Origin of the sequence: Acinetobacter sp. YH16038, from assembly GCF_013417275.1 — a bacterium.
Classification (GTDB): Bacteria; Pseudomonadota; Gammaproteobacteria; order Pseudomonadales; family Moraxellaceae; genus Acinetobacter.
This window is the reverse complement of record NZ_VPEG01000011.1, coordinates 75,539-96,083: the sequence shown is the minus strand read 5'-3', so window position 1 is coordinate 96,083 and position 20,545 is coordinate 75,539. Positions and strand designations below refer to the sequence as shown.

Here is a 20,545-nt window from a genome sequence, read left to right as displayed (position 1 = left end):
AGCATCTTCCTGTCTTTATAAATGTTTGATTCATCAATTAGTCAGCTTTTTGTGGGTCAAACAAACGGTTTTTAATGAAAATTGCCGGGATCAGGCCACAAATAAAATAAGCCACACTCATGATGAGTAGACCTGTACCAATTGAGCCACCTTGCGCAAAATAACCGATGGTTAAAGGTGCCAATACTGCGCCTAGACGGCCAATGTTATAAGCGCCACCTGTTGCTGTACCACGGACTTTAGTAGGGAAACTTTCAGTCATATAAGTCGCATTAATGCCATATGGAATACCGTAAAGGAATCCGAAAAACAGCATTAGCCATAAGATATTGTCCGGTGTGTTACCAAAGACAATGATGGGAATAAAGATTGCGGTGCCCATGGTACCGAAAGCAAATACTGCACGACGACCAATTTTATCCGCAATAATACCAGCGATCACTTTGGTACACATCATGATCAGGAAGGTCCCAATCATATAGGTGGTCATTTCTTTAAATTTAATACCTAAGTCTGATTCCAGATAAGCCGGTAACCAGTTACTTACACCGTAATAACCAAACTGTAAAAATGCGGTACTGAACGACCAGAGGATGAACATGCGACGGCTTAACGCATCGGCAAAAATCATTTTGAAGGTATTCTTCGGTTTTTCTTGCACTACGCCGCTGGCTTTGGCTGCCAATCTTTCTTGACGTGCCTTTAACCAGGCTTGTGGTTCTGGTACCAGGAAGAACATGCCAATCGCAAGAACAATCGGAACAATGGCAATATAGTAAAGATAACGCCAGCCTAGCTCTGGAAGCAGCCATCCTGCAAGTACAGTGGCAACGACTGAACCAAGTGTCCAACCTGTCATTAAGGCAGCAAGTACTGTAGAACGATATTTTGTTGGCACATATTCTGCCATTAGAGTATTACAGGCAATATAGAGGGCACCCAAGCCAATTGCTGAAAAGAATCGCAACCACTTAAATTCTTCATAGCTTTGAGTAAAGCCTAGCCAGAAGGTTAATGAAGAGAATAAAGCGATCGCAATCACAATCACCCGAACTCGTCCAAAGCGGTCACAAGCCCAGCCACCAAAAAAGCCACCAATGGCCATACCAGCAAGTGTCCAGCTACCGAGTGCACCTGCCTGAATACTACTTAAAGAAAATTCTTGTTTGAGGCTGGTTAGACTGTAGGCTAATAGTGCAAGATCTGCACCGTCTACCAATAACGCTAAAAATGAAAAGATAAAAGCCAGAATCCAGACCTTTTTCTTAGGCATATTTTCTTCTGGTAGAAGGTTTTGTTGTGAATTAAGCGTATTCATAATGTCCTTTACACTTTGCTGGCACTCCTGTGCCTTTTAGAAGTTTATGTTTCACCTAATTAATTAAATGAAACATAGAATGTTTAATTGATCTTTAATTCTGAAACTGACTAGATTTAAAAAAACCATCCCAGAACTGGATTGTCTGACTTTAATTAAAGTCAGCCAAAACAAACTAGCCAGCATTGCTGGCTAGAAGTTGATCTGCATTTAGTTAGAGAATGCAGCAATACCCGTTTGAGCACGACCTAGAATCAAGGCATGTACATCGTGCGTACCTTCATAAGTGTTCACCACTTCCAGGTTCACCAGATGACGTGCTACACCGAATTCATCAGAGATTCCGTTACCGCCCATCATGTCTCGCGCTAAACGGGCAATATCTAAGGCTTTACCACAGTTATTACGCTTGATCAGTGAAGTACCTTCTACTGAAGCAATGCCTTCGTCTTTCATACGGCCAAAACGTAAAGCCACTTGCAGACCCAACGCAATTTCAGTTTGCATATCCGCCAGTTTTTTCTGGATCAGCTGATTCGCAGCCAATGGACGACCGAACTGTTTACGGTCCATGGTGTATTGATGTGCTGTATGCCAGCAGAATTCAGCTGCACCCATCGCACCCCAAGCAATACCATAGCGGGCACTGTTCAGGCAGGTAAATGGACCTTTTAGACCACGGATTTCCGGGAACGCGTTTTCTTCTGGAACAAAAACATTGTCCATCACGATTTCACCGGTAATCGAAGCACGCAGGCCAACCTTACCGTGAATCGCTGGTGCAGAAAGCCCTTCCCAGCCTTTTTCTAGAATAAAGCCACGAATATCACCGACATTGCCTTCAGGAGACACTTCTTTTGCCCAAACCACAAAGACATCAGCAATCGGACTGTTGGTAATCCACATTTTCGCGCCCGTCAGACGGTAACCACCATCGACTTTTTTGGCACGAGTAATCATGCTGCCCGGATCAGAACCATGATCTGGTTCAGTCAGACCGAAACAACCGATATATTCACCGGTCGCCAATTTCGGCAAATATTTCTGTTTCTGTTCTTCAGAACCAAATTCATTGATTGGCACCATCACCAGAGAACTTTGCACACTGGCCATAGAACGATAACCTGAATCCACACGTTCTACTTCACGAGCAATCAGACCATAGCTGACATAATTTAAGCCGGCACCGCCGTATTGCTCAGGAATGGTTGGACCCAGCAGACCCAGTTCACCCATTTCACGGAAAATGGTTGGATCAGTTTTTTCATGGCGGAACTGTTCTAGTACACGTGGCATCAGCTTATCCTGACAGTACGCATGCGCGCTGTCACGGATCATGCGTTCTTCTTCAGTCAGTTGCTGTTCCAGTAAAAATGGATCTTGCCAGTCAAATCTAATTCTTGTGCTCATTTTAATATTTCCAATATTCTAAAAATCTGCTGCTTAAGCAGTCGCTTGTTTAATCATTTCACGTGCGATGATGATTTGCTGGATTTGAGTAGTACCTTCATACAGACGGAACAAACGCACATCACGATAGAAACGTTCAATTGAATATTCACTGATATAGCCTGCGCCACCATGGATTTGCAGACAGCGATCCGCTACACGACCACACATTTCAGTGGCAAACATTTTCGCGCATGAAGATTCTGTGGTCACATTCTTGCCTTCGTCACGCAGACGAGCAGCATCTAGAACCATACATTTCGCTGCATAAATTTCAGCTTTAGAGTCTGCCAGCATGCCTTGGATGAGCTGGAAATTCGCAATCGGTTGACCGAACTGCTTGCGTTCAACTGCATAATTTAAAGCGTCTTCCAGCATACGCTCTGCCATACCTACGCTATAGCCAGCAATGTGCAGACGGCCTTTATCCAGGACACGCATTGCAGTTTTAAAGCCAATGCCTTCAACACCACCGATCAACTGATCTTTATGAACTTTACAGTTGTCAAAAATCACGTCACAAGTGTATGAACCGTGTTGACCCATTTTTTTATCAATTTTGCCCAGACTTAGGCCCGGTGTATTCGCTTCTACCAGGAATGCAGAAATGCCGCTTGCACCTTTGATATCAGGATTGGTACGCGCCATCACCGTAAATGTCGTTGCACGCGGTGCATTGGTAATAAAACGTTTGGTACCGTTTAAAATATAGTAATCGCCATCTTTAACCGCGCTGGTTTTTAAAGATGCTGCATCTGAACCTGAATCTGGCTCAGTTAAACAGAATGAACCAATGATTTCACCAGTCGCATAACGTGGCAGGTATTTCTGTTTTTGCTCTTCTGTACCGTCAATCACGATCCCGCTTGAACCGATCCCATTATTGGTCCCGATCAAAGAACGGAATGCAGCCGATGTACGGCCTAATTCCATTGCGACCAGAATTTCCTCTTCCATGGTGATACCTAAACCGCCGTATTCCTCTGGAATAGTTAGGCCAAACAGACCCAATTCTTTCATCTGCTCGACAATACGCTCAGGAATCGCGTTACTTTCTTCAACTTCATGTTCTAAAGGGACTAGTTCATTTTTGACAAAGTTACGAATAGTCGAAAGAAGTTGCTCGAACATTTCCGGATCGCGAATCATAGGGATCTCCATGTTATTTAGTTCATCTGGGTAAATTCCTTTACCCTTTAATTTTAGTTTCGTAATACGAAATAAATAATCATAAAAATTCATTTTGAGCAAGAAAAATTATTAAAAATTTTATTTTTTAAGCAAAAAAGCAAATTTTTCTAGCTTTAATTAAAAATTATAGTTAGAATTTTATTTCACAATGCGAAATTTTTTAGATTGTTAGTAGATTTAGAAAAGAGTTAGATGATCTGAATCAGATCATAATTGATTCTATAAAAGCGCAGCGAGATAAGAATGTTTCAATTAAATCGTGCTGATGATTCTCGTTTTGATTGGCTCCATTTTCCTGAAATTTTATCTGGCGAACTTTAAATTTTCTAAAGATACTTAAAGATCATTACAGGTCTCAAAAACCTGTAAATTCTACATCGTTTTTAGCTGAATAGCGCTAATTGACTTAAATACAGATAAAATGAGCACTTTTTTATTTATTTTTATCATTAATAGAAGTGTTTTATTTTGTATCGTGAAATTTAATTGCTATCATATTTATTAATTTACCTTTAATTGCTCTGACCATGACAAAAAATAAAACTGGCGAAATACCTAATTTTGATGAGATCCGTTTAGATCCGATTTCACATATTCATAGAGAAAATAACCCGCAATTTATCGCGTCTATTGCACGTGGTTTAGAAATCCTGAGATGTTTTTCCGCAACGAATCAATTACTGGGCAACCAGGAAATTGCACAACTCACTAATCTGCCAAAACCGACTGTTGCCCGGATCACCAGCACGTTGGTTTCTTTAGGTTATCTAAAACAGTTACCGAATACGACCAAATACCTGTTGGACGTTGGTGTATTGGCTCTGGGTTATGCGGCGCTAAGCAATATTTCGGCACGTACACAGGCTTATCCATTTATGGAAGAAATGTCACGTTATGCGCAAGCGCCTGTCGCCATGGCAACACGTGATCGTCTGAGCATGATTTATTTGGAAGTCGTTCACACGGAATCTACTTTGACCATGCGTCGTCCAGTTGGCTCTACCCTGCCTATTCATAGTAGTGCGATGGGCCGTGCCTGTCTGGCTGCCATGGAAGTTAAAGAACGTGAATATCTGTTTGATGCGATCAAGAAAAGAAATGAAGATCAATGGCCAACCATTAAGCGTAATTTAGAACGTGCTATCCGTGATTATCAGGATTATGGCTATTGCCTATCTCTCGGCGATTGGGCCAAAGATGTGAACTCTGTTGCAGTGCCATTGATTCACCCTAAACATGGTATTCTGACCTTTAACTGCGGTGCGCCAACTTACCTGCTTAATCAGGAAAAACTGGAAAATGAAATCGGTCCTCGCCTGATTCATATGGTCAATAATATTTCCCTGACTTTAAATAATATTTAAGCTGTTATTTAAGATTTAAATGGGCGGCAAGGATCGCCCTTTATTTTTTCTTTTTTTAATTACTCCTAAGATGTTAGAGCAATATAAAAAATAGCCCATTCTAAGATGGGCTATTTTTTTAAAGATTTAAAGACTAGCAAAGTCAGCTAATCATCTTCACTTACTACGCTGCTACAAACTTGGCACGCGCTGCATGCAGTTTCTTGTAGCTGTCAATTAAACGTAGATGACGATCCAGACCTTCAAGCTGCATATTGGTTTCAGCTAAACCGTAGAAACGTACTGTACCTTCTACTGAACCGAGGACTGCATCCATACGGGCATCACCAAACATACGGCGGAAGTTGTGTTCATAGTCTTCCAGTTCCATTTCATCATCCAGAATGACTTCAAGCACGACATTCATGCACTGATAGAACAGGCCACGCTCAACCGTGTTGGTATTGTATTGCAGGAACTGTTCGATCAGGTCTTTAGCTTCTTCAAATTGCTGTAAAACCAGATAGATCAGGAGTTTTAGTTCCAGAATGGTCAACTGACCCCATTCGGTATTTTCGTCAAACTCAATCCCGATCAGGGTACGGATCTCGGTATAATCGTCTTCATCCGCTTCTTCCAGACGTTCAACCAGAGCTCCCAGCTGTTCATCATCCAGACGATGCAAGTTCAGGATATCTTCACGATATAAAAGCGCCTTATTAGTGTTATCCCAAACTAGATCTTCCACCAGATAAATTTCAGAATAACCCGGCACTAGAATACGACAAGCGGTTGCACCTAAATGCTGATAGACCGCCATATAAACTTCGTGGCCCATCTCTTCCAGAATGGTAAACAATTCCTGCGCTTCATCAGCATTTGAGTTTTGGCCATTATTGGTGAAATCCCACTCAACAAAATCATAGTCAGATTTTGCACTGAAGAAACGCCAAGACACGACACCACTTGAGTCAATAAAGTGCTCAACGAAGTTATTTGGCTCAGTAACTGCATTTGAACTGAAGGTTGGTTTTGGCAGATCATTCAGGCCTTCAAAACTACGGCCTTGTAACAGTTCAGTCAGACTACGCTCTAAAGCGACTTCAAAGTTTGGATGGGCACCAAATGAAGCAAAGACACCACCCGTACGCGGGTTCATCAAGGTCACGCACATCACCGGGAACTGACCGCCTAAAGAAGCATCTTTGACCAGTACTGGAAAGCCTTGTTCTTCCAAGCCTTTAATACCTTCAACAATTTTCGGATATTTTGCCAATACGTGTTCAGGTACATCCGGCAGTGCCAGTTCGCCTTCCAGAATTTCGCGTTTAACCGCACGTTCGAAAATTTCAGACAGACATTGCACTTGAGCTTCAGCCAAAGTATTGCCCGCGCTCATACCATTACTGAGGTATAGATTTTCAATCAGATTCGATGGGAAATATACAGTTTCACCATCAGACTGACGTACAAATGGCAATGAACAGATACCGCGTGCTTTATTGCCCGAGTTGGTGTCATACAGATGAATACCTAGTAACTCATCTTCAGGATCATAAATTTCACGGGTATGTTCATCTAAAACTTCGGCTGGCAGTTCACCATTTGGACCTGGCTGGAACCATTTTTCATCCGGATAATGCACAAATTCTGCATTGGCAATATCTTCACCCCAGAACTGGTCGTTATAGAAGAAGTTACAGTTCAGACGCTCGATGAATTCACCCAGTGCAGATGCCAGCGCACTTTCCTTGGTTGAACCTTTACCATTGGTAAAGCACATCGGTGACTGAGCATCACGAATATGCAGTGACCAGACATTCGGTACAATGTTACGCCAAGACGCAATTTCAATTTTCATGCCGAGGCCTGCCAGAATCGCAGACATATTGGCAATAGTTTGTTCGAGTGGTAAGTCTTTACCCGGAATACAGGTTAGGCTGTCTGAAGCCAGATTTGGCATCAACAAAGCCTGCGCATCGGCATCAATGCTTTCAACTTCTTCTATGACAAATTCAGGACCGGTTTGAATGACTTTTTTGACGGTACAACGGTCGATCGAACGCAAAATCCCCTGACGGTCTTTTTCAGAGATATCAGCCGGTAGCTCGACCTGAATTTTAAAAATCTGTTTGTAGCGGTTTTCAGGATCGACGATATTGTTTTGAGACAGACGGATATTGTCGGTTGGAATGTCACGCGCTGCACAATAAACTTTAACAAAATAAGCTGCACACAACGCAGATGAAGCCAGAAAATAATCAAATGGGCCTGGCGCAGAACCATCACCTTTATAGCGAATCGGCTGATCGGCGATTACCGTGAAGTCATCGAACTTGGCTTCCTGACGAAGATTATCGAGATAATTGACCTTAATTTCCATGTGGATACCTAAATATTCTTATGTGCCACCATGGACAGATAAGATGCTAAATCTGAATATACAAGCCGAATCACGGAGGAGAATTTGACTCAAAAATAAAAATAACCCGGGTTAAACCTTCAACCAGTTAGTTTCAGGATAAGCTCGAGTAAGAATGGGCGCTATTATAGAATCATTTTATGAAATTGATAATGTTTGCTCGAATTTCCTGCAGATTTATCAAAATATCTGTTAATTAAATATTCAGAAAATCTGGCTTTAAGCCGGGAACAGGCTGTTTTTATTGATACTTGCTGTTCCCGACTGGATTTTATGGACTGGGAAATGCGTTTTTTAAATCAGATCAAGATCCAAATTAAAAATCATAGCCAATACCAAACACAGCGAGATCGCGCTGTTTATCACCAAAACGGTCATAACCTCCAAAGATATAATCACCAGATAAAGTCAACTTCGGCGCAACTTCATAACTCAATCCAGCAGTTGCATAACGGAAAGCATGCTGTTTGGTAGTGTTGCCCAGCTCATTACCTTCATATTTGCCTTCATCATTAAAATAACCACCCGCTGCACCGACATGCGCACCCAGCTTGTCATTAATCTGATGGGCTAAATCCAGGGTATAAAAAGTATCACCCTGATTGGCATAGGCCACATCATATAAATAGGTCGATACACCCGCTGTAACACTGGTCTTGTCGTTTAGTGCACGACTTACATTCAGACCTAATTCATTTGAAGTCGTATGGCTGCCACCCGGATAATAATAGGTTGCATCCCAGAAATTCCAGTCGTAGTTTTCACTGCTATAGGTATAGCCCACGATAAAATCATGTTCAACTTTATCACGGCGATGTGATTTCTTGCCTTCCAGTTCTGGGTAGGAATAACCTAAGGTTGAGCCCCAGTAACCGACATAAAAATTACCATAAGCCAGATTCAGCGCTGCCTGTAAGGCAACGTCATCATTTTCTGGTGCATTGGTCAGACCACGGGAGATGTATTTAGAAACTACACTGATGTTTCCACTGGTTTCAATTTTTTTTGCTTCTGCATCATCTGCAAAACAATAAACACTAGAAACAGCAGCACAGCCGAAAAGGACTGTTTGTTTGAAAATTCTCATAAAATATAAATTATATTAAGCAAAGAATGGATAACACTGAAACCGATTACAGCCCTATCCAGCTTTGGGTAAAAATAAATTCCGCTATATTCCTTGATGCAACAAGCGACAGGAATATAGCCATGACTTAAGCGCGTGGGGCCCGGTAGAAAGGCGCTGTAGAAGCAGGTAATGCCTGCTTGCCACGGATATGATCTGCAAGCTTTTCAGCCATCATGATCGTGGTTGCATTGAGGTTACCTGTAATAATAAGCGGCATAATTGAAGCATCGATGACACGCAGGCCTTGCATCTCATGCACACGCCCATAACCATCGACAACTGCCATATCATCCTCACCCATTTTACAGCTACAGGACGGATGATACGCTGTTTCTGCATGATTACGAACAAATTCATCACTTTCTGCATCAGTTTGCAGATTTTTGCCCGGACTGATCTCTTCACCACGATATGGATCCAGGGCGGGCTGATGCATAATTTCACGGGTAATACGGATAGCATCACGGAATTCACGCCAGTCCTGTTCGGTACTCATATAGTTGAACAAAATACTTGGATGCTCAAACGGATCTTTGGATTTCAGACGAACTCGGCCACGAGATGGTGAACGCATGGAACCGACATGAGCCTGGAAGCCGTGCTCATGGATAGCATTGGTCCCATTATAGTTAATCGCCACTGGCAGGAAGTGATACTGGATGTTTGGCCATTCAAACTCATCCGAAGAACGGATAAAGCCCCCGGCTTCAAACTGGTTGCTGGCACCAATGCCTTTGCCTAGGAATAACCATTCTGCGCCAATCATGGGTTGGTTATACCATTTCAATGCCGGATATAAGCTGACCGGTTTTTTGCACTTATATTGTAAGTACATTTCCAGATGGTCTTGCAGGTTTTCACCCACACCCGGCAGGTCCTGAACCACCGGAATATCCAGACTTTTTAACAATTCAGCCGGACCTACCCCAGAACGTTGCAGAATTTGAGGAGATGCAATTGCACCGCCACATAACAGAACTTCACGATCCGCAAAGACCTGAATCGGCTGCAAGGTATTTTGACCTTCAAAATATTCTACGCCAATCGCCTGATTACGGTTAAACAGAATCCGGTTGGTCATGGCATGGGTAATAATGGTGAGATTATCCCGACCTTTGGCCATATCTAGATAACCACGTGCCGTACTGGAACGACGACCTTGTGGTGTCACAGTACGATCCATCGGCCCGAAGCCTTCCTGCTGATAGCCATTCAAGTCATCGGTACGTGGATAACCGGCTTGAACCCCAGCTTCGACCATGGCATGAAACAGCTCATTATTACCATTCTTAGGCGTTGCGACTGAAACCGGGCCTGAATCGCCATGATAGTCATTGCCTCCAATATCGCGGGTTTCAGCTTTTTTGTAATAGGGTAGACACTGCGCATAGTTCCAGTGTTCCAGACCTTTAAGGCTGGCCCACTGTTCCAGATCCATAGCATTACCACGGATATAGCACATGCCATTAATCAGTGAAGATCCGCCCAGACCTTTACCACGGCCGCATTCCATACGGCGATTGTTCATGTGGGGTTCTGGATCAGTCAGATAGGCCCAGTTGTAACGGCGTCCTTGTAAAGGATAGGCCAAAGCAGCTGGCATCTGGGTTCTAAAATCCAGACGATAGTCCGGGCCACCTGCCTCAAGTAATAGCACCTTAGTATCTGGATCTTCAGTTAAACGCGCTGCCAGAACATTACCCGCAGAGCCCGCACCGATAATAATATAGTCGTAATTCATCAAATCCCCCTTATGCGCTAAATACAGACTGGAAAGGACTGAGTTCGACCTGAACCGATTTGGTCTGGGTGTAGTGCTGCAAAGTGACTAGACCATTTTCACGTCCGACACCGGAATGCTTATAGCCACCGACGGGCATTTCTGCAGGTGATTCACCCCAGGTATTAATCCAGCAGATACCTGCTTCTACCTGATGAATAATTCGGTGTGCACGGGCCAAGTCTGGTGTGACGACACCTGCAGCCAGACCATAATCAGTATCATTGGCACGACGAATGGCTTCTTGCTCGGTGTCATAACTCAGGATGCTCATGACTGGACCGAAGATTTCTTCACGCACAATGGTCATGTCATCACGGCAGTCGGTAAATACGGTCGGCAGGACATAAGCCCCCTGGGCAAATTGTTCATCCTCAGCACGGCCGCCACCACATAGTAGGCGTGCCCCTTCTATCTTGCCTTTTTCGATATAGCCCAGCACTTTTTCCATATGCTCAAAGCTGGAAACCGGGCCGAAATTGGTTTCAGGATCGAGAGGATCACCCATACGGATATGTTCAACACGCTGCAAAATCTTTTCTTCAAATGCTGCTTTCAATGCCAAAGGTACAAAAACACGAGTACCGTTGGTACAGACCTGACCAGAGCTATAGAAGTTGGCCATCATGGCAATATCAGCCGCTAGATCCAGATCGGCATCTTCACAGATAATCAGCGGAGACTTACCGCCCAGCTCCATAGTGACTTCTTTCAAACTAGAATTGGCAGCTTGCGCCATAACTTTTTTGCCGGTAGAAACGCCACCGGTAAATGACACTTTGGCAATATCGGGATGCGAAGTCAGATAACCACCAATTTCACCACTACCAGTCACCACATTAAATACACCATGCGGTACACCGGCTTCAGTATAAATTTCTGCCAGTTTCAACGCAGTTAAAGGTGTGACTTCACTGGCTTTGAAAATCATGGCATTGCCTGCAGCGAGTGCCGGTGCAGATTTCCATAAAGCGATCTGAATCGGATAATTCCATGCGCCAATTCCAGCGACGACACCCAAAGGTTCACGACGGGTATAAACGAAGGAACTGCTTCTCAGGGGGATTTGCTGGCCTTCAAGAACCGGTAGAATCCCCGCATAATATTCGAGTACATCTGCACCTGTTGTTATATCAACAGTCGATGTTTCACTAAAGGCTTTACCGCTGTCCAGACTTTCTAATTTTGCCAGCTCATCGTTGCGCTCGCGTAAAATGGCGACTGCCTTGTTCAAGATGCGCGAACGTTGAATCGCGGTCATTTCTGCCCAGACTTTTTGCCCTTGTTGTGCAGATTCAACCGCACGATCGATATCATTTTTTGAACAGACCTGCACTTCAGCCAGGACTTCGCCTGTTGCAGGGTTAATAGTTTGAAACGTGCTATTGGACGTTGCATCGACATATTGTCCATGGATATAAGGACGTTGCAGTTTGAATGTTGTCAATGGAATTCCCTCGCAGATTGGTTATTTGAGTTGTTGCCGGATATATTCACTACACAGTTCAATCGGCAGTTCTGGATCAATTTCGCCACTTACTAAAGCACCTCTTAGCCAGAATCCATCAATGAGTGCAGCCAGACCTTGTGCTGCCTTCTCAGCTTGATCCTTACTCAGCTTTTTCATGAATTCATATTTAAGATTGGAATGTAAGCGGTAATGGTTTATTTGCTGTAAACGATGTAAATCAGGCTGGTGCAGACTGCTGGCCCAAAAAGCCAACCACACCTTCATGGCCGCTTTATCCGTTTGTGGAGCAGTAAAATTGCCACGCACAATCGCCAGTAAGCGTTGTTCAGGGGCGTCATTCACCTGTGACTTGATTTCAGCAACAGATTTACCTAATTGCTGCAATAAGTAACGCATTGTGGCTTCAATTAACCCATTTTTACCTTGAAAATAATGACTTATGATGCCGGTTGAGACACCTGCCCTCTGAGCAATCTGACTAATTGAAGCTTCTGCAAAACCTAGCTCATTCACTGCAGCTAAGGTGGCATCGATCAGTTGCTGACGACGGATCGGTTGCATACCAACTTTTGGCATAGGACTAACCTGAATAACGGATGTAGCAATAAAAAATCATTCTGCTAAAGCAAATAGCTGAATGATGTAACAATTCATAAACGCTTTTTTAATTGAACGTTCAATTAATAAAAATTATAGTGCCAGCTCACCCTTGATGTACAGCGCAGTTTGTTTTGGATTTGCAAAAGTTTGTAATTCACGAAAACAAGGAAGCTTTAGGGCCAGTTTTTGCTTTTAAATCACACTGCACTGTAGATCATCCGGCAACAAAAACGATGGTCAGAGATTTATGCAAAAGAAAAACGAAGAGGTGCAAGATAGTCTGAATAAGGTAGTCTTTTATTGTTCGGCGACGCTTATTCTGCTGTTTTCTATCATCACGATTTTATTTAATGAACAAGCCAATCTAGTCATTATTAATATTTTAAACTGGGTCAGTAGTACCTTTAGCTGGTATTACCTGCTGGCGGCAACGCTGTATCTGGTTTTTATAGTCTTTATCGCCTGCTCACGTTATGGCGAAATCAAGCTTGGACCGAAACATTCTAAACCCGAATTCAGCCTGCTGAGCTGGTCGGCCATGTTGTTCTCAGCCGGGATCGGGATTGACTTGATGTTCTTCTCGGTCGCTGAACCCCTGTCGCACTATATGAGTCCACCAGTCGGTGAAGCTGAAACCTTTGAAGCCGCGCGTCAGTCCATGGTCTGGACCCTGTTTCACTATGGTCTGACTGGCTGGAGCATGTACGCGCTGATTGGGGTTGCGTTGGGATATTTCAGTTATCGCTATAATTTACCACTGACAATTCGCTCTGCGCTTTATCCTATATTTGGAAAAAGAATTAATGGCCCGATCGGCCATACGGTGGATACTGCTGCGGTACTCGGTACGATTTTCGGTATTGCCACAACCTGCGGTATTGGTGTGGTTCAGCTAAATTACGGTCTGCATGTCCTGTTTGGCTTGCCGGAAAATATCTGGATTCAAACTGCATTAATTGGTGTTGCAGTCATTATTACTATTATTTCCGTCACTGCGGGTGTCAATAAAGGTATTCGGGTTCTGTCTGAAATTAATATCTATGTATCAATCGGGTTGCTGCTCTTTATTCTCTTTATGGGAAATACAGAGTTTTTATTAGCGGCTCTAATTCAGAATTTTGGTGATTATCTCAGCCAGTTCCCGAAACTCTCTTTAAGCAGTTTTCCTTTTGAGCAGCCTAAAGAATGGATGAATAGCTGGACCCTGTTCTTCTGGGCATGGTGGATTGCTTGGTCGCCGTTTGTAGGTCTGTTCCTGGCACGTATTTCCCGTGGTCGTACTATTCGTGAATTTGTCACCGGGACTTTGGTTATTCCTCTGTTATTTACCCTCACTTGGTTGTCTATTTTCGGTAACAGTGCTTTATACAGCGTGATTTTTGATGGTAATACTCAGCTTGCGACAACTGTTTTAGAAAATCCAGCGCATGGTTTTTATGATCTGCTAGCACAGTATCCAGGTTTCACATTTCTCGCAGGTGTCGCCACCATTACAGGTTTGCTGTTCTATGTGACTTCAGCGGATTCAGGGGCATTGGTATTGGGGAACTTCACCACTAAATTCACTAATATTGAGCATGATTCACCGCGCTGGCTCAGTGTGTTCTGGGCCATTGCTATCGGTTTGCTAACTTTGGCAATGCTCATGGCGAATGGCGTGACAGCATTGCAAAACACCACCATTATTATGGGCTTACCTTTTAGTTTCGTGATCTTCTTTGTCATGGCCGGTTTGTATAAATCCTTGCGGCTTGAGGATTTCCGTCAGGCCAGTACCAGTCTGAATGCTGCACCAGTCGTCGGTAATGTTGACATCTTTAACTGGAAGAAACGTCTGAGCCGGGTGATGTTGCATCCAAGCCTTTCACAGACTCGCGCCATGCTGGATGACGTCTGCAAGCCGGCCATTGAGGCAGTTGCGACTGAGTTAACCGATAAGGGTATTCAAGTGAATATTCAGGAAAAACCGCTTGAGGAAGAACCTGAACTGTATCATCTGGATCTCACCATTCAGCTGGATGAAGAAGAAAACTTTGTCTATCAAATCTGGCCAGTACGTTATGCCACACCGAACTTTAGTTCACGGGGTAAACGGACTAAACGCTATTACTATCGTCTGGAAAGTTACCTGTTTGAAGGATCTCAGGGCAATGATCTGGTCGGTTACAGCAAGGAACAAGTTATTAACGACATTCTGGATAAATATGAACGTCATATGATGTATCTGCACATCAACCGGATCAGCCCGGGTAAACGTCCACTTTTCCCGGATCGTGAAATCTAGGATTACTCAACTACGGAAGGATTGAATGATGTCAGCAAGTTTAAATGCCTTTGCCCTGTTTTTTTCGTTACTCAATCCATTTTTGATGAGTATCTATATGCTTGGAATTATTCGTAATTCTGAAGCAAAGGTCTTCAATATGGCATTGATTCAGGGCAGCCTGATCAGCTTTATTGTTTTCATCATTTTTGCGAAAACAGGTGAAGCCTTCTTTAATGAAGTGCTACATGCTCGCTTTGAATCCTTCCAGATTTTTGGTGGTCTGATTTTTCTGGTGATTGGTTATCGCTATGTCTTTGAAGGTGCGGATACCATTGGGGTGATGCGGGGTGCGCCGAATCATCTGGCGGGTACGATTGCCATGCCTTTTATGATTGGCCCCGGTACCATTTCAGCTTCAGTTATTACTGGTGTACAGCTCAGTTTAATGCAGACTATTCTGGTGATCTTTTTCACTTTATTTTTAACCTGTAGCTTACTGATCCTGATGAAGTATCTGCATGATCATATGCAGCACAAATATTCTAATTATATTGACCTTTATGTCGATATCGTTGGTCGTGTCGCAGCGTTACTAATCGGTACTATTGCCATTGATATGATTGTGACAGGTGTCAGTGGAATTCTGGAAGGTTAGTTTTATACAAGCTGACAGGATAAAAAAAGCGGGCAAAAATGCCCGCTTTTTTTATGAAATGATGATTTTAAAATTTAAACGACACACCTGCATAGGTCGAGAAACCTTCACCTGGTGAAGATCGTGCTTCATCTTTCCCATTATCATTAAGACCTGGAATCACCACTGCTGCATATTTCTCATCGGTGATGTTCTTGAAGTTAACCCAGGCACTCCATGACTGATCTTCTGGCGCATATCCCAGATCAATACCCCAAATCTGATAATCATCACTAAAGCGGCTATTGGCATAGTCATGTGCCATCTTCGATGCATATTCAGTATTTAGCCCTACATAAAGACCGTTATTCAAGGCGTAACTGAGCTGCGCCTGATAAAGATGTTTTGGTATTCCCGGTAACTGGTTCTTGCCAAACAATGGATCATTTTTATACTGGAAATCGCTAAGGGTATAAGCCTGTTGCAGATGCAGTTCACCATATCGGGATTCATGTAATGGTGTATTCAGACTTAGCTCCACCCCTTGATGAATCGTTGGTGTGGCATTTGCTTCTACACTAATTCTTTCCTCTGAAGTAGTAGAATCAGAATCATTCCCGTAATTTTTAATCATTTCAGAAGACAATAGCTCCTTTTTAATCTTGGAATAATAGTAGCTCAGTGCCCAGTCTCCAAAGCCCGATTGTCCACGCCCCCCCAGTTCAAAACTATTGGCGGTTTGCGTGTCTAAATAGATTGGCGCACGTACTCGATTTGATGCAGCTCCACTGTCTTTAGAATAGTAATAAGGTGAAGACCAAGCCATTGCCCAAGGATGTGCCGGTTCAATGCTCCGGCTTAAATTGGCAAACCATTGCACAGAGTCATTTGGCTGATAGGTCAATCCAAGTCTTGGTGCAAAATTCCATTCATAACGACTGACTTTAGGATCTACATCAGGACCTAAATTTGGGTCGGGAATAATATTTGCATAAGTCACTTCACTTTCCCGATGGGTATACACGGCTGCCAGTCCCAGATCTAATTTGAACTGATCATTTAATGTAGTTTCCTGATCAAATTGCAGAACGTTATCTGAACCACGATAGGTATAACGGCGTGTTACGGTACCTGCTGGATACTCCTCCCCGTTTATAACCCGATCAGTTCTTAAACTTTCGGTAACCCCACTGTTTGGACGGTGCGTGCTACTTCGAAAAGCAACTCGTCCTTGATGTTCAAGACCGAACAACTGATAAGGCTTTTCATACTGAATCCGTGCACTAATATCTTCATAATCGACATTAGTACGATAGGTACTTTCACGTAAATCTAGTGGATAATGATGATAAGCCAGACTACCGGTCAGTTTGGCATCATCCTGCAAATTCCATGTCGTAGTATTGGCTAGCCAGGTACTGCCCGGCTGAATCCGTTTGGCATCAATAGTTACGAAATTAGTGTCAGCCGCTTCAGGATTATTCTTGAGCTGTTCCTGGGTAATGCGTCCCGGCGTTAAGTGTTTGCTTTCACGGTAACGAGCATAAAAGCGGGTCTCAATATCTGGACTGATCTGATAACCCAGATTAAAAGCCAGACCTTTGCCATCACCTTCGGCATGATCCTGAATCCCGTCAAACTGTGAACCTGTCACTGCGAGATAATAATCTAACTTGTCGAGTTGTCGGCCAGTACTAAACTGGTACTTTTGATAGCCATGGCTACCCGCTTCATATTTTAATTCAGAGCCATTTTGCTCTGCACCAGTCTTACTTTTATAGTTAACTGTTCCACCTAAGGACAATCCGCCCTGTTTTAAACCATTGGCACCACGGTACACCCCAACATGATCAATCCACCATGGCTCAAGTAGTTCATAAGCTGTACCACCCGGTCCGGTAAAGGGAATATCATCGATCATGACATAAGTTCCGGATGCATGTGCACCAGAAGTACGGTTAATGCCAGAACCACGGATAGAAATTTTGGCTCCTTCATTGCCCGGCGATTGGGCATAAATGCCGGGCTGCAGACGGAAGACGTCAGCAATGGTTCCCAGACGCTGATGTTCTAACTGCTGATCTGAAATAAAGTTGGTTCCTCCCGAAACGCTGGCAAGTTCGGCCTCAGTCTGTTTCTGAGAATTTGTATTTTGCTCAGTGGTCACCACAATAGTGTCCAGCTGCTGAACACTATCCTGTGCTAGCGTAGTTTCAGCATAAAGATGGTCTGAAAATGCCAACAGTATCATCAGGCTAAGCGGATTTTTCTTGAGAGGGATTTTTGTCATATTCATGGCGAATTTATACAATCCTGTATAAGTGATCCTGATCTGCTTTAGGACTTGGCTTAAAAATTTAAGCTGTAGCATAAATGAAGCATGCAAAATTAAGCAGATATTTTCTGCCAAAATATCTGACTGGTGCGGCAATATTTTTAATTTTTTCTATACAAAAAATCTGTCAGTACTTTACAAGATCACAGACAGATTCATACAAGTTCTGACATCTAATTTATTAAGTATTTGTAATTTATAGATATGTATTTTTTTCTTGTAACCATCTAATTCGAGTTGGCAAAAAGTGATTTAAATTAAAAATTTTGAAGATATAAACAATATTCTGATTCATCAAGATCAGTTTAATAGACAGGTTTCTAGACCAAAATCTTAGTCATAACTAGAAAATAGAATTCTTATTTTTTGAACTATGGCTTATAGATTTCAGCCCAAAAAAGAAACCCTCCTGCTGGAGAGTTTCTTCATGTATTCTGGCTTTTATTATTTAGAGGCATTTTCGATTACTTGCGCTTGTAATGGTGCAACTTGCTAGGTTTCGGCTGATTTTTTCTTGGTTTTCATTTCTGCCACTTTGGCCAGAGTTTTCTCGTTAAAGCGTAAACCACCATCTTCTGCCATCACATTACCCGCCATCAAAAGACTGCTTATTACTAGCAGGGATGGTATAAGTTGTAATTTCATGTCTATTCCACCTTTTTATTTATAGTGGATTAAAAATAAGCAATTATTATTCCAATATTTTTATCTATATTTGATTTTTTTATTTTTCCCGATCATCTTGATGAAATTAAAATTGATCTAAGCGGTAATTTTTATATTCTTTATTGTCTTAAAATTCCTTATTTTAGTGCGATTATTTTGGTTACGCCTCATTTTAGTCAGAGTAATTTAGTCTCATCAGACTCTATGCACTATTTTTATGACACTTTTAACCTGATCTCCTGATTTTTGCACCAAATTGCATGGTATGTTTTTTGCATAAGTCCTTATGGAATATTCCCCAATGTACTAGCTAAAAATCTTGCATGTCTAAATTACGAATTGCCCTGATTGATGATGATCCAGAACGCGCTGAATTTATTCAGGCTTCTTTGCTTGCGCATGATTTTCATGTGGTGGCTTGTGTCATTCTGAATGACCTCAACATTGTTGATATCAAAAGCCTGCATGCCGATGTCATTCTGTTAAATATGGATCATCCTCATCGCGATATTATCGAAAGCTGTGTGAGTCAGTATGAATTACCTACGGTTCTATTTACCCAAAATTCCAACAAGGACACCATCAGAAATGCCATTGATGCCGGAGTCACGGCATATATTGTGGACGGGATTGATCCAACCAAACTGGAAAATATTCTGGAAATATCGATTGAACAATTCCAGAAACATAAAAAACTGTTACATGACCTGAAGGAAACTCAGGAAAAATTAAGTGATCGCAGGGATATTGATAAAGCCAAAGTCCTGCTGATCCAGCTGCATGGACTGAGCGAAGAAGAAGCATTTGCCCTGTTGCGCAAAAATGCCATGAGTCACCGGATTACCATTGGCGATATGGCAAGGCGCTTACTTGATGCACAAAAACTGTTATCCGGCCAATAAGGAGCATTCAATGACAACATTAGAAAAAACAGAACTCAATATTGGCTATATTCCACTGCTTGATTGTGTTGCCATTCTTTGGGCGGAGCGACAAGGTTATTTTACTGAACAGGGTTTAAAGGTAAACCTGATCCGTGAAGCCTCCTGGTCCAGCTTACGCGACCGTCTGGCCTATGGCTTTCTGGATGCTGCCCATTGCCTGTCTGCCATGCTTCCCGCGGCTGCTTTGGGCGCAGACCAGTTACAAGTCGCTTTGCAGACCCCATTAGTCCTCAGTATCAATCAGGCATTTATCAGCTTAAGACAGGATTTGTGTTATGAACTGGGCATTCAGCCTGAAGATAATGAACAGATCACGTCACAAAAGCTGGTCAGTGCCTTAAAGCAGCAACATAAAGTAGGTCTGGCTCATGTTTATAAATACTCCATTCATCATTACTGTTTAAGAGAATGGCTGGCTTTAACTGATGCGCAATATGCTAAAAATATATTGCTCAAGACCTCACCTCCTCCTTTGATGGTCAAAGGGATTGCAGCACAGATTTTTGATGGTTTTTGTGTGGGTGAACCTTGGAATATTCAGGCCAAGCTTGAAGGTTATAGCCTGATTGTCGCAGCAAGCCAAAATGTGATTCCTAAAGTGGCAGATAAAGTACTAGCAATAACTCAGGAATGGGGCGAGTTGCATCCACTGACTGTAGAGGCCTTAGTCGCAGCTGTAAATAAAGCCCAGATGGATTTAAAGCATGCTACGGATCTTTCTGAAGTCTGGGACATGCTGATGGATTATCAGATTATCCAGTTTGAATGTTCAGCTTCTCGACACGTTTATGACTTCCATAAGATTCAGAATATTATTCGTAACCTTGCAGGTGAAAGTGTTGAGCCTCAATTCACCGATTTTATCTGGCTATTAGAGCAGATGGAAAAATGGGAAAATATTGATCTGTCCGCAGATGATCAGCAACAGATTGCCCAATCCTGTATTTATCAGCAAGAATCCACGACTGTATAAATTATAAATTTATGAACTTCCATA

General features: G+C 42.7%; 15 protein-coding genes. 5 read left to right on the top strand and 10 right to left on the bottom strand.

Going from position 1 to position 20,545, the window contains the following annotated elements:
* Window positions 1-37 precede the first annotated feature (37 nt).
* The 3 genes from FTV34_RS06910 to FTV34_RS06900 all read right to left on the bottom strand — a co-directional run bounded on the left by FTV34_RS06910 (window position 38) and on the right by FTV34_RS06900 (window position 3,916).
* On the bottom strand, window positions 38-1,318 hold the full coding sequence (locus FTV34_RS06910; RefSeq protein WP_180069548.1) for an MFS transporter: 1,281 nt from the start codon (window positions 1,316-1,318) through the stop codon (window positions 38-40).
* Between the two features lie 210 nt (window positions 1,319-1,528).
* Window positions 1,529-2,728: an acyl-CoA dehydrogenase gene (locus FTV34_RS06905; RefSeq protein ID WP_005235711.1), complete on the bottom strand. Its 1,200-nt coding sequence runs from the start codon at window positions 2,726-2,728 to the stop codon at window positions 1,529-1,531.
* 33 nt (window positions 2,729-2,761) lie between these two features.
* Window positions 2,762-3,916, bottom strand: coding sequence for an acyl-CoA dehydrogenase family protein (locus FTV34_RS06900; protein ID WP_180069545.1), 1,155 nt, complete (start codon window positions 3,914-3,916; stop codon window positions 2,762-2,764).
* A gap of 569 nt (window positions 3,917-4,485) precedes the next feature.
* Here FTV34_RS06900 and FTV34_RS06895 point away from each other — a divergent pair.
* Window positions 4,486-5,322 carry an IclR family transcriptional regulator gene (locus tag FTV34_RS06895; RefSeq protein ID WP_004785687.1) on the top strand — a complete coding sequence of 279 codons (837 nt, stop codon included), beginning with the start codon at window positions 4,486-4,488 and terminating at the stop codon, window positions 5,320-5,322.
* Window positions 5,323-5,485: 163 nt separating this feature from the next.
* On the opposite strand, the gene FTV34_RS06890 is transcribed toward FTV34_RS06895, so the two are convergent.
* The 5 genes from FTV34_RS06890 to betI all read right to left on the bottom strand — a co-directional run bounded on the left by FTV34_RS06890 (window position 5,486) and on the right by betI (window position 12,679).
* Complete coding sequence (locus FTV34_RS06890; RefSeq protein ID WP_180069543.1) at window positions 5,486-7,684, bottom strand: OsmC domain/YcaO domain-containing protein; 2,199 nt, start codon at window positions 7,682-7,684, stop codon at window positions 5,486-5,488.
* A gap of 355 nt (window positions 7,685-8,039) precedes the next feature.
* A complete protein-coding gene (locus tag FTV34_RS06885) occupies window positions 8,040-8,810 on the bottom strand; it encodes a hypothetical protein (RefSeq protein ID WP_180069540.1) in 771 nt (256 codons plus the stop codon).
* A gap of 127 nt (window positions 8,811-8,937) precedes the next feature.
* On the bottom strand, window positions 8,938-10,593 hold the full coding sequence (gene betA / locus FTV34_RS06880) for a choline dehydrogenase (protein ID WP_180069537.1): 1,656 nt from the start codon (window positions 10,591-10,593) through the stop codon (window positions 8,938-8,940).
* Between the two features lie 10 nt (window positions 10,594-10,603).
* Window positions 10,604-12,079: a betaine-aldehyde dehydrogenase gene (betB, locus tag FTV34_RS06875; RefSeq protein ID WP_179992564.1), complete on the bottom strand. Its 1,476-nt coding sequence runs from the start codon at window positions 12,077-12,079 to the stop codon at window positions 10,604-10,606.
* Between the two features lie 21 nt (window positions 12,080-12,100).
* The gene (gene betI, locus FTV34_RS06870) at window positions 12,101-12,679 is read right to left on the bottom strand and encodes a transcriptional regulator BetI (protein WP_005235723.1); all 579 of its coding nucleotides are present in this window, start codon (window positions 12,677-12,679) and stop codon (window positions 12,101-12,103) included.
* A gap of 271 nt (window positions 12,680-12,950) precedes the next feature.
* Here betI and FTV34_RS06865 point away from each other — a divergent pair, with 271 nt between their 5' ends.
* Window positions 12,951-14,987: a choline transporter gene (locus tag FTV34_RS06865; RefSeq protein WP_159122945.1), complete on the top strand. Its 2,037-nt coding sequence runs from the start codon at window positions 12,951-12,953 to the stop codon at window positions 14,985-14,987.
* Between the two features lie 28 nt (window positions 14,988-15,015).
* The gene (locus FTV34_RS06860; RefSeq protein ID WP_159122944.1) at window positions 15,016-15,624 is read left to right on the top strand and encodes a MarC family protein; all 609 of its coding nucleotides are present in this window, start codon (window positions 15,016-15,018) and stop codon (window positions 15,622-15,624) included.
* A gap of 67 nt (window positions 15,625-15,691) precedes the next feature.
* Here the strand turns inward: FTV34_RS06860 and FTV34_RS06855 are convergent, their stop codons facing one another.
* Together FTV34_RS06855 and FTV34_RS06850 are read right to left on the bottom strand one after the other, a co-directional pair.
* Window positions 15,692-17,899, bottom strand: a complete 2,208-nt coding sequence (locus FTV34_RS06855) for a TonB-dependent receptor (protein ID WP_180069534.1) — start codon at window positions 17,897-17,899, stop codon at window positions 15,692-15,694.
* Between the two features lie 531 nt (window positions 17,900-18,430).
* The gene (locus FTV34_RS06850; RefSeq protein WP_180069443.1) at window positions 18,431-18,583 is read right to left on the bottom strand and encodes a hypothetical protein; all 153 of its coding nucleotides are present in this window, start codon (window positions 18,581-18,583) and stop codon (window positions 18,431-18,433) included.
* A 344-nt stretch (window positions 18,584-18,927) separates the two neighbouring features.
* On the opposite strand from FTV34_RS06850, the gene FTV34_RS06845 reads away from it, so the two are divergent.
* Window positions 18,928-19,506, top strand: a complete 579-nt coding sequence (locus FTV34_RS06845; RefSeq protein WP_004785667.1) for an ANTAR domain-containing response regulator — start codon at window positions 18,928-18,930, stop codon at window positions 19,504-19,506.
* A 10-nt stretch (window positions 19,507-19,516) separates the two neighbouring features.
* Window positions 19,517-20,521 (top strand): ABC transporter substrate-binding protein, encoded by a 1,005-nt coding sequence (locus FTV34_RS06840; protein WP_159122941.1) that lies wholly within the window; start codon window positions 19,517-19,519, stop codon window positions 20,519-20,521.
* Window positions 20,522-20,545 lie beyond the last annotated feature (24 nt).

Bases quoted from the DNA above. Each gene is read 5' to 3' on its own strand.
- FTV34_RS06910 (WP_180069548.1), bottom strand. From the start codon at position 1,318: ATGAATACGCTTAATTCACAACAAAACCTTCTACCAGAAGAAAATATG.
- FTV34_RS06905 (WP_005235711.1), bottom strand. From the start codon at position 2,728: ATGAGCACAAGAATTAGATTTGACTGGCAAGATCCATTTTTACTGGAA.
- FTV34_RS06900 (WP_180069545.1), bottom strand. From the start codon at position 3,916: ATGATTCGCGATCCGGAAATGTTCGAGCAACTTCTTTCGACTATTCGT.
- FTV34_RS06895 (WP_004785687.1), top strand. From the start codon at position 4,486: ATGACAAAAAATAAAACTGGCGAAATACCTAATTTTGATGAGATCCGT.
- FTV34_RS06890 (WP_180069543.1), bottom strand. From the start codon at position 7,684: ATGGAAATTAAGGTCAATTATCTCGATAATCTTCGTCAGGAAGCCAAG.
- FTV34_RS06885 (WP_180069540.1), bottom strand. From the start codon at position 8,810: ATGAGAATTTTCAAACAAACAGTCCTTTTCGGCTGTGCTGCTGTTTCT.
- betA (WP_180069537.1), bottom strand. From the start codon at position 10,593: ATGAATTACGACTATATTATTATCGGTGCGGGCTCTGCGGGTAATGTT.
- betI (WP_005235723.1), bottom strand. From the start codon at position 12,679: ATGCCAAAAGTTGGTATGCAACCGATCCGTCGTCAGCAACTGATCGAT.
- FTV34_RS06865 (WP_159122945.1), top strand. From the start codon at position 12,951: ATGCAAAAGAAAAACGAAGAGGTGCAAGATAGTCTGAATAAGGTAGTC.
- FTV34_RS06860 (WP_159122944.1), top strand. From the start codon at position 15,016: ATGTCAGCAAGTTTAAATGCCTTTGCCCTGTTTTTTTCGTTACTCAAT.
- FTV34_RS06855 (WP_180069534.1), bottom strand. From the start codon at position 17,899: ATGAATATGACAAAAATCCCTCTCAAGAAAAATCCGCTTAGCCTGATG.
- FTV34_RS06850 (WP_180069443.1), bottom strand. From the start codon at position 18,583: ATGAAATTACAACTTATACCATCCCTGCTAGTAATAAGCAGTCTTTTG.
- FTV34_RS06845 (WP_004785667.1), top strand. From the start codon at position 18,928: ATGTCTAAATTACGAATTGCCCTGATTGATGATGATCCAGAACGCGCT.
- FTV34_RS06840 (WP_159122941.1), top strand. From the start codon at position 19,517: ATGACAACATTAGAAAAAACAGAACTCAATATTGGCTATATTCCACTG.